Source organism: Horticoccus luteus (assembly GCF_019464535.1).
Taxonomy (GTDB): domain Bacteria; phylum Verrucomicrobiota; class Verrucomicrobiia; order Opitutales; family Opitutaceae; genus Horticoccus; species Horticoccus luteus.
Genome location: NZ_CP080507.1, coordinates 1040923 through 1055535, shown reverse-complemented (window position 1 = coordinate 1055535; position 14613 = coordinate 1040923). Strand labels below are relative to the sequence as shown.

Sequence of the window (14613 nt, the reverse complement as noted above, 5' to 3'; positions counted from 1 at the left end):
GTTCTCCCGTGAACTTTCGCATCGGTCATGGCTACGACATTCACCGCCTCGTTTCCGGTCGCCCGCTCGTGCTCGGCGGCGTGAGGTTTGACACCGATTACGGCCTCGACGGGCACAGCGACGCCGACTGCCTCACCCACGCGATCTGCGATGCCCTCCTCGGCGCCGCCGGCCTGCCCGACATCGGCCATTTCTTCCCCAACACCGATCCGGCCTACAAAAACATCGACTCACAGGTCCTGCTCACTCGTGTGTGCGGCGAACTTTCCCGCCGCGGTTTTGCGATCTCCAACCTCGATGCCACGGTCGTCGCGGAGAAGCCGAAAATCTATCCGCGGCTGGATGAGATGAAGGCTGCGCTCGCCAAATCCACCCATCTCCCCGTCGCCAATATCGGTCTGAAGGCGACGACCAACGAAGGCGTCGGCGATCTCGGTCGCGCGCTCGCGATTGCGGCGCACGCGGTTGCTCTCATCGTCAAGGCGTGAGTTTCTTCCGCCATCTCTCGCGGCGCGTGCGCCCGCGACCTCTTTTCGTCTCCTGCCTGCTCGCCGCCTGCGCATTCGGCCTCGCCGCCTGCGGCCCCCGCGAAACCGTGGTCCAGCGCGGCGACCGCGACCAAGTGCTCCACCGCGGCATCGGCGCCGACCTCGCCGATCTCGATCCGCACCTCGCCACGCAAGCAGGCGACTACAACGTCCTCTCCGCACTCCTCGAAGGCTTGGTCAGCGAAGATCCCGTCGACCTGCACCCCGTCCCCGGCGTCGCTGAACGCTGGGACATCTCCCCCGACGGCCTCACCTACACCTTCCACCTTCGGGCTGATGCGCGTTGGTCCGACGGCGAACCCGTGACCGCGCAGGATTTCGTCGCTTCATTCCGGCGCATGCTCACGCCCTCGCTCGCCGCCGATTACGCGCCGATGCTCTACGTGATCCAAGGCGCGGAAGCGTTTCACCACGGCCAGGCCGATTTTTCGACCGTTGGCGTGGTCGCCCCGGACGCCCGCACGTTGCGGGTGACGCTCGATCACGCCGTCCCCTATTTTCTCTCGCTGCTCAACCACACCGCGTGGTTTCCCGTCCCGCTCCGCGTGATCGAAAAATATGGTTCCACCACCGAGCGCGGCAACGCCTGGGCCCGCCCGGGCCGCTTCGTCGGCAATGGCCCCTTCAACCTCAAAGCGTGGCACGCCGGGCAGGAAATCGTCGTCGTAAAGTCGCCCACCTACTGGGACGCCGCGCACGTGCGCCTCACCGCCATTCATTTCCACGCTTACGACAGCATCGATGCCGAAGAGCGCGCCTTTCGCGCCGGCCAGCTTCATCTCACCGAAGCACTGCCCCCTTCGAAAATCGCCGCCTACCGGCGCGATGACCCCGCGCTGCTGCGCATCGACCCGCTCGTTGGCACCTACTTTTACCGCCTCAACGTCCGGCGCCCGTTTCTGAACGACGTCCGCATCCGCCGCGCGCTTTCCCTCGCCGTGGATCGCTCCGCCATCGTCGAAAAAATCCTCGGAGGCGGCCAGCTGCCCGCGCACGCCTTCACGCCTCCCGGCATCGCCGGCTACACTTCGCGCGCGCAAGTGGTCACGGATTTCGACGCGGCACGGCAGCTCCTCGCCGACGCCGGCTATCCCGGCGGCAAGGGCATTCCCCCGCTCGAATTATTGTTCAACAGCTCCGAAACACACCGGCTCATCGCCGAAGCCGTGCAGGCGACGTGGCGGCGCGAGCTCGGCGTCGACGTGCGTCTCGTCAACCAAGACCTCAACAGCACCCTCGACGCCCGCCGGACCGGAAATTTCCAGATTCTGCGCTCCGTCTGGACCGCCGATTATCTCGATCCGAATTCCTTCCTCGCCATCTGGACCGGCAGCAGCGGCAACAATTACACCGGCTGGGCAGACTCCGGCTACGATTCACTCCTCTTTGCCGCCGACCGCACGGCCGACCGCACCGCCCGTTTCGCGCTCCTCCAAAAAGCCGAAGGTGTTCTCCTCGACGCTGCGCCGCTGATTCCGATTTACCACTACACGCACGTCTTCGTCATTCGACCATCGGTGCACGGCTGGCATCCCACCCTGCTCGATCACCATCCCTACAAATACGTTTACCTCGCAACGCCGTAACGCCTCGGCGCGCTACACGACTCGCGCCCAGAGCACCTTGAGATAACGGCTTTCCAAACAATTGGAATAGACGGGATGATCGGGCCCCGGCCCCGTGCGGTCGAAAAACTGCAACCGCCGGTTCAACCGATGCGCCCCGCGGATGACGTGCTCCTCGAAATCCTCCAGGCTGAGCAGACCGGAGCACGAGCACGTCACGAAAATCCCGCCCGGTCTCACCAAGGAAATCGCGAGCTGGTTCAAATCCTCGTATTTCTGGCGACCTTCCCAGTTTCCGTGCTCATCGCGCGTGAAAATAAACTTCGGCGGGTCAAGCACCACGACGTCCCACGACTCCCCGTTCTGCTGCATCTGCCGCACGTAGGCGAACGCGTCCGCGTGCACGAATTTCAACCGCGCCTGATTCAGGTTCGCGTTGCGCTTCGCCTGGGCGATCGCCACCTCGTCGAGATCCACGCTCGTCACGTCGGCGGCGCCGCCCAGCACTTTCGCACACAACGAAAAGCCGCCGGTGTAACAGCACAGATCCAGCACGCGCGCACCCGGCGTGAAACGCGCAATTGCGCGCCGGTTCTCCCGCTGGTCACAGAAGAAACCAGTCTTGTGCCCTTCCGCGAAATCGACCTCGTAACGCACGCCGTGCTCGCGGATTTTCACCGTGCGCGGCGCCGCCGCGTTGGTCTCGTTAAACGTCGACGGACGGATCCCTTCGAGGCTGCCCAAATCGTGATCCACACTGACCCGCGCAAATTTCGTCCCCGCCAGTTCATGCAACAATGGCAGCCACGCAGGCAGCCGCAGCGCGATCCCGAGGCTGTAAACTTCGCAGAACAGCACATCCGCGTAACGATCGATCGTCAGTCCGCTCAACCCATCTCCATCGGAGTTGATCAGCCGATACGCATCCGTGTGTTCATCGAGCTTGAACACCTCGCGCCGCAGCGCCACCGCCCGCCGGATCGCCAGCTCAAAATACGCTTCGCTCACCGGCTCCGTGCCATGCGCCACCACGCGCAGCGGAATTTTCGCCCGGGGGTTGAACAACCCGGCTCCCGCCAGCCGCCCATTCTTGTCGTAGACATTCACCCAGTCGCCCGGACGCGCGTCGGACGACACGTGCCCCAGCAACCGCGGAAAAATCGCCGGTTGAAACGTGAAATATTTCAACTGCGCCCACGGCTTCGGCCACGTTGCGCGGTCATATTCGGGCACCGCTTTGTTCGCGGATGACGGACCTGAAGGCTGTTTTGATTCGGGCTGCACGACACCTAACGTTGGCGAGCGCGCGCCGGGCGCCACTCAAAATGTGCCCCCCTCAATCCATTCGCGGGGAAACGCCCGGCGTTGCCAGCCGCCCCAAACGGTATTCGCTCCCCGCCCATGACCGCTTCGACAACGCGCCCGCGCTGGTGGCAGTGGCCGACCGTCCTTTCCTTGGACGCCCCGGCGGTCGCCCTCGCGTGGCAATGGCTCGTCGCGCGCGCCGCGCTTTTCCCGCTGTCATCCCAGCATGTCATCGTCCTTGGCACCTCGACGTGGCTCGCCTATTCGGCCGACCGCTGGATCGAAGGCTGGCGGCTCGCCCCCGATGTCGTCCAGACCCCGCGCCATCGCTTTTACCAAACCCAACGCCGCGCCATTGCCGTCGTGTGGCCCTTGGTGTTTGCCGCGGATGTGGCCATCGCGCTCCACTGGCTCACGCCGCGCGAGCTGAGCGCCGGCTTCATCCTCCTCGGCGCCGTGGCGCTCTACCTGCTTTCCCACCAATTCGTGCACCGGCATCACCGCTGGCGCGCGCCCAAGGAAATCATTGTCACGTTGCTGCTCGCCGGCGGCGTCGGCCTGTTTCCCGTGGCCGATCCCTTCGTGCGCGACGGCGTGCTGGGCAGCGCGATCGGCTGTGTTGCTCTGCTCTTCTTCACCAACCTCGTGTTGATCTCCGCGTGGGAGATCGATGTCGATGCCGCGCACGGGCAAACTTCCCTCGCGCTTCAGTTCCGGCGGGCGCTGCGCGCCAGTCGCGCGCTTCCGTGGGGCGTGGCCGCCGGAGCCGGCCTCGCGTGGGTCACAGTGCCGTCGGGCCTGGCCCCCGTGCTCGCGTGCACCGCGGTCAGCGCGCTGCTACTCGCGGGCGTCGATCTCGCCCACCACCGTAAGGACATCAACGGACGGCTCGCGCGCGTCTTGGCGGATGCGGTGTTACTCACGCCCGCGGTGCTCTGGCTCGCGGCGCACCTCAGACGATGACCGCCGCCAACTTCGATCGACTCGCGCGCATTTACGCCGCCCTGGAACGGCTCGCATTCGGCGGCGCGCTCGAACGCGCCCGGTTTCGTTTTTTGGACGAACTCCGTGACCGGAAAAATATTCTCGTCTTGGGCGAAGGCGACGGCCGCTGCCTCGCCCGGCTCGTGCACCTCGCACCGCACGCGCGCATCCAATGCGTCGATGCCAGTGCCGCGATGCTCGCCACCGCCGCACAGCGCCTCCGCGGGAACGTTCACCCCGCCGCGGTGCAATTCACGCAAGCCGATGCGCGCCAACTGGCGTTGCCCACGGATGAATTCGACGCGATCGTCACGCTCTTCTTTCTCGACTGCTTTACCGCCGCGGAAGCGGGTGGTTTGCTCGCGAAGCTTTCGCTGGCCGCTCGGCGAGACTGCCTTTGGCTGTATGCTGATTTCGCGTTGCCCGCGGAAGGATGGCGTCGCTGGCGAGCGCGACTCTGGTTGGACGTGTTGTATTTCTTCTTTCGCCGCGTCACCCGAATCTCGGCGCGGGCGTTGCCTGAAATTCCCGCTATGATGATTGACCGCGGCTGGCACCACATCGCGCATGACGAATGGCAGGCCGGGCTTTTGCGCAGCGATGTCTGGTCACGCGTCTGAACGCGCCAGCCAGCGTGCGAACCGAGTGCCGCTCAGACGTCGCCCGGAGCACGCGTTCAAAACACAATTTGTTTGCGGGCCACCGACCTCAAACCGACGCTCAAAAGCCACGCCCATGCCGCTGCAGATTGTTCACTTCGACCACGCCGTCCTCCGCCGCAAGGGTGCGCTCGTCACCACCTTCGATCCTTCGCTGCGCCGTTTGGCGACCGAGATGACGGCCAGCATGCACGACGCCCACGGCATCGGCCTCGCCGCTCAACAAATCGGCGAACCCTTGCAACTTTGCGTGATCGATCTGCGAGCAGTGGATCCCGATTTCGACTGGCGGCTCGACGGCGCGCGCCCGCCCTTGGAATTGATCATGCCGATGACGCTGGTGAATCCGCAGGTGACCGTCTCGCCCTTGGCCGGCGAAGATATTTACGAAGAGGGATGCCTCTCGTTTCCGGAGATTCGGGGCGATGTGAAGCGCCCGGACCGGATCAGCGTCACTTACTCGGATGAACACGGCGTGCCGCACGCGTTGGAGTGCACAGGGCTTTTCGCGCGTTGCGTGCAACACGAAGTGGATCACCTCAACGGCGTGCTCTTCATCGACCGCATGACCAAGCGAGTGCGGCACAAGATCGACGACGCCGTCAAAGAACTCGCGCGTCAGACTCGCGCCACCGGCGCGCCATGAGCATCGCCACGCGCACCGGCGATGACGGGACAACCTCCCTGCTCTTCGGCCAGCGTGTGCCGAAAGGTCATCCGCAAATCGAGGCGGTCGGGGCGTGTGATGAACTCAACGCCGCCCTCGGTGTGGCCAAAGCGGCTGACGCAAATCCGACCAGACGTCAGCAGCTCACCTTGATTCAACACGACTTGATTGCCCTCATGGGCGAAATCGCGTGCGCGGAAGGCGATCTCGCTCGTTACGAAAAGTCGAAGTTCCGCCGCCTGCAGCCCGAAGACCTAAGCCGGCTCGACGACGCCGTGGCCGCATTGGAAAAACAGTCGCTCGATCTCTCCGGTTGGGCGACACCCGGCGCCACGCCAACCTCCGCAGCGCTGGAAGTCGCCCGCACCGCAGCGCGCCGCGCGGAGCGGCGCATGAGCGCCCTCGCCGCCGCCGGGCGCGGGCTGCGGCCCTTGCTCGGCAGGTACATGAATCGTGTCTCGGACCTGCTCTGGCTGCTCGCGCGCGAAGCCGAAAGCGGTTAGAAAAATCTGTTCTTCGCCGGAATTTGGAGTAGCAGAAAAGCGTCATGCTCATCGCCGCCCTCCTGCTTGTCCTCGCCTGTGGCTATCGAGTGGTCGCGGCGCTCACGCCCGATCTCGCCAACTTCTCGCCCTTGATGGCGATCGCGTTCTGTGGCGCAGTTTATCTCGGCCGCCGCAAACTGTGGCTCGTGCCGTTCGCCGCGCTCCTGCTGTCCGATTTGTTTCTCGACCGGTATTATGCCGCGCAATTCGGCTATCATTGGGACGCCAGCGGAATGGTGGTTCGCACGTTGGCGTTCGCGGCGGCGGTGGCGATCGGGTTCGCTGTCGCCCGCCGGAAGAGCTGGCTGAATCTCGCGTCGGGGATACTGGGCGCCTCGGTGCTATTTTATCTGGCGACGAACACCGTCTCATGGGCGGGCGACGTTGCCTATGCCAAATCCGCCGCGGGTTGGTGGCAGGCGATGACGATCGGCCACCCGGAATTTCCGCCCACCTTGTTTTTCTTCCGCAACTCGCTGGTGAGCGATCTGCTCTTCACCGGCGCATTTGCCCTGGCAATGGAATGGGCCGCTCTACGGCGAGCTCAACCGACCCTGTTGCGAACGGCCGACGTCACCTGATGGCCGGGCGCCGCGCCCCGGATCAAAGTAGATCCGCGGCGAGTTCAGCGAGGCGCGAACGCTCGCCTTTCGTCAGCACGACGTGCGCCGCAAGGGTCTGCCCCTTCATGCGATTGTGGGCATACACCAGGCCATTGCTGCGCGAATCGACGTAGGGATTGTCAATCTGGGTCGGGTCGCCGATGAGGACGATTTTGGAGCCCTCAGCAATGCGGGTGATCACGGTTTTTACTTCGTGCGGCGTGAGCTGCTGCGCTTCATCGAGAATAAAAAATCGCCGGGCAATCGAACGCCCGCGAATAAAGGCCAGCGCCTCTACCTCCACCAATCCTGTGCGCAGTAAGCGTTCGTAGGGTTTCGTGGGCGGAGCAGAGGCGACATGCGCTGGCGCGGGCACCGAGGAAGCGAAAGCTTCGTCGTGACTTTTGTGTTTCTTCTTCGACGTTTTCTTTCCCGCAAACTGTGGATCCTTGGGCGGCTTCGAAGGTATCAGCACCTCGAGGGCATCGTAATACGGCTGCAACCACGGCTTCATCTTTTCATCCAAGGTGCCGGGGAGAAAACCGATGTCCTTGCCCAACGAAATCACCGGCCGGGAGATTGATAATCCGTCAAATTGCGCGTGGTCATTGCAGACTTGATGCAGGGCGCAGGCCGTGGAAATGAGCGTCTTGCCGGTTCCCGCCTTGCCAAAGCAGGTGATCATTTGGATCGAGTCGTCGAGCAACGCATCCATGAAAAATTGCTGCTCCAGATTTCGCGGCCGAATCGGAATCCCGCCGGGGGCTTTGACGAAGTCGGGAAGCTTCAGGCGGCACAGGACGCCGTTACCGACGTGTCGGCCGGGCATCGTTTTTCCTTCGTCGGAGCGGATCAGCACATATTCGTTAACCGCCAGAGCGCGGGCTTGCTCGGAGTCGAGGGCGAGTTCGCCCTCCGAGCAGAATCGTTGCAGCTCGTAAACTGTCACCGGCACTTCGCCGTAACTCTGTTCCTCGGCGAGCTCCGGCACCTTGTCGTTGAGATAGTCTTCGGATTCGAGTCCGAGCGCCCGAGCTTTGAGCTGCACGTTGACATCCTTGGTCACAAGAATGGTCGGCGGCGGAAACTGCTCCTGGACAAAAAGCGCGGCAGCGATGATGCGATTATCTTTTTTCGACAGATCAGGGAGGATCGCGCGCAGCCGATCCATCGCGGGGGACCGCCGCCCCGTGTCCATGAGATAGGGATTGATGATGATCGAGAGGGTGCCGCCGTTGGGCAACTCGACGCCTTCCAACATAGCACGCGAATCAGGTAGCAACTCCTGCAAAAGACGGTGCACGCGACGCGCATTTCGTCCCCGCTCCGTGGATTGCTCGTTCTTGATGGCGTCCAGCTCCTCGAGGACCTCCACAGGTATGGCGAGGTTGTTTTCCTCGAATTTGAAGACGCTCTGCGGATCGTGAAGTAGGACGTTGGTGTCGAGCACGAACGTCTTAACTTGGGCCGAGACCTTGATCCGCGAATTAGGGGCGATCGCCCCGCGCAGGGTTTCCATCGGTGGTGGATATCTTGTGAATAACCGTGCGGTCACACGGCGAATTGTCGACAAAAGATTTCTTCCGCGCGCGGAAAGTTCCGCTTCTGACTGTTCATTTATCGCCCCGTCGCGGTTCGCGTCGTGTTAGGCCGTTCATCCGCAAACGATAAGGCGGGCCGCCTACCCCTAAGCGACCCGCCTTCGTTTTCTTACTTACCCCATTCTTCCGCTAGGCGGAAGAAATTGTTGCGGGATGTGACGAGCGCTTTTCGAAAAGGTTTCCTCAAAATTCGCGAGGAGCAGCCTGCCCTTCACGCCGCCGTGGACGCACAGGGCCCCACAGCCGCAAAAGGTATTCGGACAAGTTGCGCAGACTCGTACGCACCAAGCCATCGCGCGCAGCCTGCGCTCGAAAATCCGGAACCACACTGCTGCGTTCTTTGTAATATTCCCACAAGTCCGCCTCCAACCGCACCGCTGCGGCATGCGGATCTGCCGATGCTCCTATCCCTCGCACCTTCTCGTTCCAGAAGCGAAGCTCTTCCGGGTGCGACTGCACGTAGTCATATAACCGCTGTTCGATTCGATTGAGACTCACGCCGCCCAACGTGGCGTTCGCGGCGCAAAAAACAAACCGCAACCCGTCACCCCACGCCGTCGTTGCATTCCTTCTCCTCAACCATCATCCTCCGCCGAACTCAACCTCACCCCTATGTGGCCTAAATTTCGTGATCAGATCCCTACCATCCTGCTAACCGCCATCTTGGTCGTGGTCGCCGCCTTTTACATTCACCGGCGCACGGTGACCGAAATGGCCGAACGCCAGCAGGCTGAACTCGCGCCCCTGCGCGAGCAAAACGAAGCGTTGCGCACCGCCTCGGAGGAAAATCGCCGGCAGATCGAAGCGGTCAATACGCTCCTCAAGGACGCCGTAAGCCGTCGCGAAGCCGACATGTTTCGCACGGACGAAGAGGTGCAGAAACTGAACACCGAGCGCATCAACGCCCTCGCCGAAGCCGTCGCCCAAAAAATCCAGCCCTACAACCCGTTGCCCAAAACCCCGGAAGAGGCCGAAAAGATGCAGAATGAGCAGGTCGACAAGGTTTCCAACCGCATGGCTGAGCGCATCCAACCCATCCTTTCCGAAATGGCGAAGGATCAAAATCTCACGCGCGATTCGATCAATGCCTATAGCCAGCGAATCTCCGATCAGGTCGGCAACGTCCTCACCAACGAGCTCGCGAAAAACCAGCAGTTAAATAACAACCTGCAATCCACGCAGGCCGTCGCCCAAGATGCGCTCAAGCTTTCCCACGAAATCACGGCGCTCTACCTCAGCTCATTCAAAGACCAGGGGCTTATCACCCGCCTGCTTACGCTGCCCGCCAACGTCGTGAAAGACGCTGCCTCGCTGAGCATCGTCACCAGCAGCGATCGCAAGAAAATGGAGCAGCAGCTCGTCAACAAAATGAACGACATCGAGAAACGGTTGAACGAGATCCAAGCCGAACAGCCGACCAAATAGGTGGGGCGCTTCGACTGTTTGATGAACCGAAGCCGCGCCTGATCGCGCGGCTTTTTGTTTTCCACCGACCTCCCCGGCGGTGGCGTTTCTTTTCGGGTCCCGCGCAAAAGCCCGGTGCCGCGTTCCGGGATTGCTCGGTGGCACGCCGAAGCGTCTGCGACTATTCTGCGGCATGCGCTCGATCTGGAAAGGCTCGATAAGCTTCGGCCTCGTCAACGTGCCGGTGGCGCTCTACCCCGCCACGCGTTACGAGGAGATAAAATTTCGCCTCCTGCGCGCGACCGACCTCAGCCCCATCAACTATAAACGGGTCGCGGAAGTCGATGGCCGCGAAGTCCCGTGGGATGAAATCGTCAAAGGCTACGAATATGAAAAGGGTAAGTTCGTGGTCCTGAAAGACGCCGATTTTAAGCGCGTCGACATCGAGGCCACTCAGACCATCGACATCGCCGACTTCGTGGAGCTTCAGGAAGTTAATCCGATCTACTTCCACAAGCCCTACTACCTTGAACCGCAGCGAGGCGCCGATCGTGTTTACGGTTTATTGCGCGACGTCCTCAAATCCTCGGGCAAGGCGGGTATCGCCAAAGTAGTGATTCGCTCGCGTCAGCACCTCGCTGCCCTCAAAGCCAACGGCGACGCGCTCGTGCTCGAGTTAATGCATTTCGCCGACGAGATCGTCAGCGATGAAGAGCTGAAGATTCCCCAATCCGCGAAGGTCAATCGCCGCGAATTTGATATGGCGAGCAGCTTGGTGGAACGCATGACTGCGAAATGGGACCCGGCCCGCTACGCCGACGATTATCGGTCCGCGCTCCTCCATCTAATCGACGAAAAAGTCGCGTCCGGGGGCAAAGCTTCTCCACCTGCTCCCAAGAAGCCGAGTCATCGCGGTAAGGTCATCGATCTCATGGCGGTTTTGCAGGAGAGCCTTGAGCACGCCTCCCGTCGCACCGCGGGCAAACGCACCAAGAAACCCGCCAAGGCGCCACGCAAACGCCACTCGCGCAAAAAGGCCGCATGACCCGCGCGAAATCCACTTCCCCGCGTGCAAAATCTGCCGGACGCAAGCCGGGCAGCCGTCGCACTTCATCGACCGCCAGGTCTCCGACACGTCGCAAACCAAGCTCGGGCCACGCCCCAACCTACGTTGAACCGATGAAAGCGCTCGCCACCGTTCAGGTCCCAGAGGGCGACTGGCTGGTGGAGATCAAATTCGACGGCTACCGCGCACTTTCGACCGTGCAGGACGGCCGGGCAGAGATCTGGTCCCGGAATCACAACAGCCTCGCGCCCCTCTTCCCGGAAATTAGTGCCGCTTTGCTCTCATTGCCCTGCAGCAACGCCACTCTCGATGGTGAAATTGTTGCGGTCGACGATGCCGGGCGCCCGCGATTTCAATTACTGCAACAGCTCCAGCGCGGCTCCGTCCGCCCGCCGCTTCTGTATTATATTTTCGATCTGCTTCACTTGAACGGAAAATCGTTTCTTTCCGCCCCCATCGAGACTCGCAAGACCGCGCTGGCCAAACTGCTTGACCGCTCCCGCCCACCCCTCCGCCTCTCCCCCGTTTTCGATCAGCCGCCCGCCCGCTTGCTGGAACAGGTGCGTCGCGATGGTTTGGAAGGCATTGTCACAAAGCGCAGCGGTTCACGCTACGAACCAGGACGGCGCAGTGGCCAGTGGCTGAAATGTCGCATCGTGATGGAGCAGGAATTCGTGATCGGCGGTTTCACCGCGCCGCAGGGTTCGCGCACTGTGTTCGGCGCAATTTTAGTCGGCTATTACGAAGGCGGACGCCTGCGTTATGCCGGAAAGGTCGGCACTGGATTCGACGAATCGACCCGCCAATCCCTCATGCGGGAAGCGAAAACGCTTCGTCTCCCCAGCTCACCCTTTTCGTCCCTGCCGTTGGGTCGGCGTTCCCGCTATGGGCAAGGGCTGACTCCATCGGTCGTGGCCAGCGTCGTGTGGGTGCGCCCTCGCCTTGTCGCGCAAATAAAATTCAGCGAATGGACTGATGAGGGCCAATTGCGGCAACCCGTGTTTCTCGGCATGCGGCGGGACAAGCCCGCACGCGCCGTTCACCGCGAACTCACTGCAAAGTAGCGGCATCATCGCCATTGCAAATCGCCCATCCTCTTCGCGATTTCCGCGCACAATGCACCTGAACCTGCACTCCAAACCTCTGTCCAAAGACGCTCAAATGAATTACCGCTAATCACTAAACTCACCGTCTGCCATCTTGGCATGACGTCTGCGATCATCGAAAGCCAACGCGGGCGTTACTACCGCGTTCCCCCTGTCACGCAATCACCACCCTGAACCATTTCTCACCATGCTTGGATACGCTATTACCTTCCTCATCATTGCCATCATTGCGGCCGTTCTCGGATTCGGCGGCATTGCCGGCGCCGCCGCCGGTATCGCCAAGATCCTGTTCTTCCTCTTCTTGATTCTCTTCATTGCGGCTTTGATTTTTGGTCGCCGCCGCCCCCCGGTCTGATTCGGAGGATACCGACTTTCGGCGACGGAAAATTAAAGCGGGGCGGGCTCAAGCCCGCAGTTCATAATGGTCAAAGGCTGACACAGGAGCGTGAGACCACCCGCCGCCGGGACAGATGCCGGATCGTGTAAACGGTCCGGCATCTGTATTTATACAAACTCGCAAGCCGGCTATTCCGCCGACGATCCGCCCAACTTCATTGTGCGACGGAACTCGCAGACTTGGCGCGCCACCATGTCGTTCGAATCCTAAATCATCCTCATGAAAAAAAATATCCCCCTCCTCAGCTTGATCATCGCGCTGGGCATCCCCGCTGCGATTACGACGTTCAACGCCGGTTGTGCCGCCACCCGCACGCGCGAAAGCACGGGCGAATACATCGATGATCGCGCCATCAGCACCAAGGTCAAAGCAGCGCTGCTGCGCGATAAGACTGTCAGCGGATTTGCCGTCGAGGTAAACGTCTTCCGGGGCGTCGTGCAGCTCGGTGGCTTCGTCGACAATCAGACTCAACGCCAGCGGGCGGAAGAAATTGCCCGGGGCGTGGCCGGCGTGCAATCGGTGGAAAATAATATCTCCGTCAAGGAACGTAATCCCTGAGTCTTTTTGCGACCGCATGGTCGCCCTCGCCCCGGCCTTACGCCGGGGCTTTTTTGCGTCTAAACAAATCCACTATTTCGAGGCGTCCGCCTCCCGGTCTTGATCGCGCTCGTCGGCCAGCCGGGATTGGAGCATTTGTTCATGCTGAGCCTCTTCCACCCCTTCCAAAGCCAAATGCTCCAAGTCGCCTTCTTCGTCGGCCTCCATCTCAGGCAACATTTTTCCGCGGTTGCCAGCGGGGTCGCTGGGATCGCGCGAAAGCGATCCGGAAGCATCCGCATCGTCCGACACAGCATCCGGCACTCCTCCTCCTTGGAGTTCGAGCTTCGCTCGCGCTAAGTCGTCCGCAAGCACGTGGTCGCGTCCCTCGATGAGGGCAAGTTCCCGCGCGCGTCGTTCAACATCGGCCATCGTCAACGTGCCAACGCCTTTGCCTCGCAGAAGAGTTCGTGCGCCTTTATGATGTGGATTTGTCATGATTATATTGGGTTGGATTTGACGACCATACCTTCGCCTGGACCTCCATGCCATGGGGTTCATTCCCGTAATTTTAATAAAAGGGGGTTTCTTCTCTTCGCTGCGAGCGCGGCGAAACTCACCTCCTACGAAAAAACCAGCACCCAACCAATCGGGGATTCCCGGATAGCGCTTCGGGGACGGGTTTGCTACAAAGTGACCTTCCTCCACTCAACTTATGATCAAAACAAAACTCGAGACCGCCACCGCACCCAAAGCCGAAAAAGTGGGGGCTAAGTTCAATGTCCTTCTCGTCGACGATCACCCTGTCACCCGCCAAGGGGTGGCGGCCTTGATCAACCAGGAGCGCAATTTGATCGTCTGCGGTGAAGCCGACAGCGCCCCGCGGGCGCTGGAACTAATCACGAAGCTTTCTCCCGACCTCGCCGTGGTCGACATTTCGTTGAAGACAATGAGCGGCATCGAGCTGATGAAGAACATCAAGGTGCTCGCGCCAAATTTGCCGGTGCTGTTTATGTCGATGCATGATGAGAGCCTCTACGCCGAACGAGCGCTGCGCGCCGGCGCGCAGGGCTACATCATGAAACAGGAGGCGAGCGAACGAATCCTCACCGCGATCCATCGTGTGCTGGATGGAGAACTCTATTTGAGCGACCGGATGAAAGAAAAAATGCTCCACCGCATCGTGAACAAAAAGAAAGAGGATGGCGGCTTCTCGATCGATAGCTTGAGCGATCGTGAGATGGAGGTCTTTCAATTGATCGGGAATGGCTTCAGCACACGGCAGATTGCCTCCAAGCTGAATCTCAGCGTTAAGACGATCGACTCATACCGGGAGCACCTGAAGCTGAAGCTGCAGCTCGAAACCGGCTCCGATTTGGTCCGCTACGCCATCCAATGGGTCAAGAGCGAGAACGTCGTTTGAGACCCTAAAGGGCATCGGAGAAACCTGTAACTCTTCGCCGGTTCTCCCACCGGTTTTCTCTGCGCGTCGATTCCGTTATTTTTAACGGACGGAGAAATCCGCACTCGTCCCCAACGCCGACTTTCTCGTCGGCAGCGATGCCCGTTCTCCCTTCTGCCATGCTTTCTGCCCCGACCTCCCTCCTGTCCTATCTAAGCGCGATTG

At 61.0% G+C, this 14613-nt stretch carries 16 protein-coding genes; 13 read left to right on the top strand and 3 right to left on the bottom strand.

Going from position 1 to position 14613, the window contains the following annotated elements; genetic code table 11:
• The first annotated feature begins 8 nt into the window (after positions 1 to 8).
• Positions 9 to 488 carry a 2-C-methyl-D-erythritol 2,4-cyclodiphosphate synthase gene (ispF, locus tag K0B96_RS04230; protein ID WP_220164206.1) on the top strand — a complete coding sequence of 160 codons (480 nt, stop codon included), beginning with the start codon at positions 9 to 11 and terminating at the stop codon, positions 486 to 488.
• A 26-nt stretch (positions 489 to 514) separates the two neighbouring features.
• A complete protein-coding gene (locus K0B96_RS04225; RefSeq protein WP_255558842.1) occupies positions 515 to 2134 on the top strand; it encodes a peptide ABC transporter substrate-binding protein in 1620 nt (539 codons plus the stop codon).
• A 12-nt stretch (positions 2135 to 2146) separates the two neighbouring features.
• On the opposite strand, the gene K0B96_RS04220 is transcribed toward K0B96_RS04225, so the two are convergent.
• Positions 2147 to 3397, bottom strand: coding sequence for a class I SAM-dependent rRNA methyltransferase (locus tag K0B96_RS04220; RefSeq protein ID WP_220164205.1), 1251 nt, complete (start codon positions 3395 to 3397; stop codon positions 2147 to 2149).
• A gap of 117 nt (positions 3398 to 3514) precedes the next feature.
• On the opposite strand from K0B96_RS04220, the gene K0B96_RS04215 reads away from it, so the two are divergent.
• The 5 genes from K0B96_RS04215 to K0B96_RS04195 all read left to right on the top strand — a co-directional run bounded on the left by K0B96_RS04215 (position 3515) and on the right by K0B96_RS04195 (position 6854).
• Positions 3515 to 4381 (top strand): hypothetical protein, encoded by an 867-nt coding sequence (locus K0B96_RS04215; protein WP_220164203.1) that lies wholly within the window; start codon positions 3515 to 3517, stop codon positions 4379 to 4381.
• Positions 4378 to 5022 (top strand): methyltransferase domain-containing protein, encoded by a 645-nt coding sequence (locus K0B96_RS04210; protein WP_220164201.1) that lies wholly within the window; start codon positions 4378 to 4380, stop codon positions 5020 to 5022. Before K0B96_RS04215 ends, K0B96_RS04210 begins: the two co-directional genes overlap by 4 nt.
• A 115-nt stretch (positions 5023 to 5137) precedes the next feature.
• Positions 5138 to 5707 carry a peptide deformylase gene (def, locus tag K0B96_RS04205; RefSeq protein WP_220164199.1) on the top strand — a complete coding sequence of 190 codons (570 nt, stop codon included), beginning with the start codon at positions 5138 to 5140 and terminating at the stop codon, positions 5705 to 5707.
• Positions 5704 to 6231, top strand: coding sequence for a cob(I)yrinic acid a,c-diamide adenosyltransferase (locus tag K0B96_RS04200; RefSeq protein ID WP_220164189.1), 528 nt, complete (start codon positions 5704 to 5706; stop codon positions 6229 to 6231). Before def ends, K0B96_RS04200 begins: the two co-directional genes overlap by 4 nt.
• Before the next feature lie 44 nt (positions 6232 to 6275).
• Positions 6276 to 6854, top strand: a complete 579-nt coding sequence (locus tag K0B96_RS04195) for a DUF6580 family putative transport protein (protein WP_220164186.1) — start codon at positions 6276 to 6278, stop codon at positions 6852 to 6854.
• A 22-nt stretch (positions 6855 to 6876) separates the two neighbouring features.
• Here K0B96_RS04195 and K0B96_RS04190 read toward each other — a convergent pair whose 3' ends face one another.
• Positions 6877 to 8430 (bottom strand): PhoH family protein, encoded by a 1554-nt coding sequence (locus K0B96_RS04190; protein WP_255558841.1) that lies wholly within the window; start codon positions 8428 to 8430, stop codon positions 6877 to 6879.
• A gap of 658 nt (positions 8431 to 9088) precedes the next feature.
• On the opposite strand from K0B96_RS04190, the gene K0B96_RS04185 reads away from it, so the two are divergent.
• The 5 genes from K0B96_RS04185 to K0B96_RS04165 all read left to right on the top strand — a co-directional run bounded on the left by K0B96_RS04185 (position 9089) and on the right by K0B96_RS04165 (position 13007).
• Positions 9089 to 9901 carry a hypothetical protein gene (locus K0B96_RS04185; protein WP_220164184.1) on the top strand — a complete coding sequence of 271 codons (813 nt, stop codon included), beginning with the start codon at positions 9089 to 9091 and terminating at the stop codon, positions 9899 to 9901.
• A gap of 172 nt (positions 9902 to 10073) precedes the next feature.
• The gene (gene ku, locus K0B96_RS04180; protein WP_220164182.1) at positions 10074 to 10925 is read left to right on the top strand and encodes a non-homologous end joining protein Ku; all 852 of its coding nucleotides are present in this window, start codon (positions 10074 to 10076) and stop codon (positions 10923 to 10925) included.
• Entirely contained in the window at positions 10922 to 12010 is a 1089-nt protein-coding gene (ligD, locus tag K0B96_RS04175; RefSeq protein ID WP_220164181.1) for a non-homologous end-joining DNA ligase, read from the top strand. The genes ku and ligD overlap by 4 nt, the downstream gene beginning before the upstream one ends.
• A 229-nt stretch (positions 12011 to 12239) precedes the next feature.
• Entirely contained in the window at positions 12240 to 12407 is a 168-nt protein-coding gene (locus K0B96_RS04170) for a DUF1328 family protein (protein ID WP_220164179.1), read from the top strand.
• A 261-nt stretch (positions 12408 to 12668) separates the two neighbouring features.
• Positions 12669 to 13007 (top strand): BON domain-containing protein, encoded by a 339-nt coding sequence (locus K0B96_RS04165; RefSeq protein ID WP_220164177.1) that lies wholly within the window; start codon positions 12669 to 12671, stop codon positions 13005 to 13007.
• A 72-nt stretch (positions 13008 to 13079) separates the two neighbouring features.
• On the opposite strand, the gene K0B96_RS04160 is transcribed toward K0B96_RS04165, so the two are convergent.
• Positions 13080 to 13694, bottom strand: a complete 615-nt coding sequence (locus K0B96_RS04160) for a hypothetical protein (protein WP_220164175.1) — start codon at positions 13692 to 13694, stop codon at positions 13080 to 13082.
• 7 nt (positions 13695 to 13701) lie between these two features.
• Between K0B96_RS04160 and K0B96_RS04155 the strand changes: the two genes are divergently transcribed.
• Positions 13702 to 14409, top strand: a complete 708-nt coding sequence (locus tag K0B96_RS04155; protein WP_220164173.1) for a response regulator transcription factor — start codon at positions 13702 to 13704, stop codon at positions 14407 to 14409.
• The last annotated feature ends 204 nt before the right edge of the window (positions 14410 to 14613 follow it).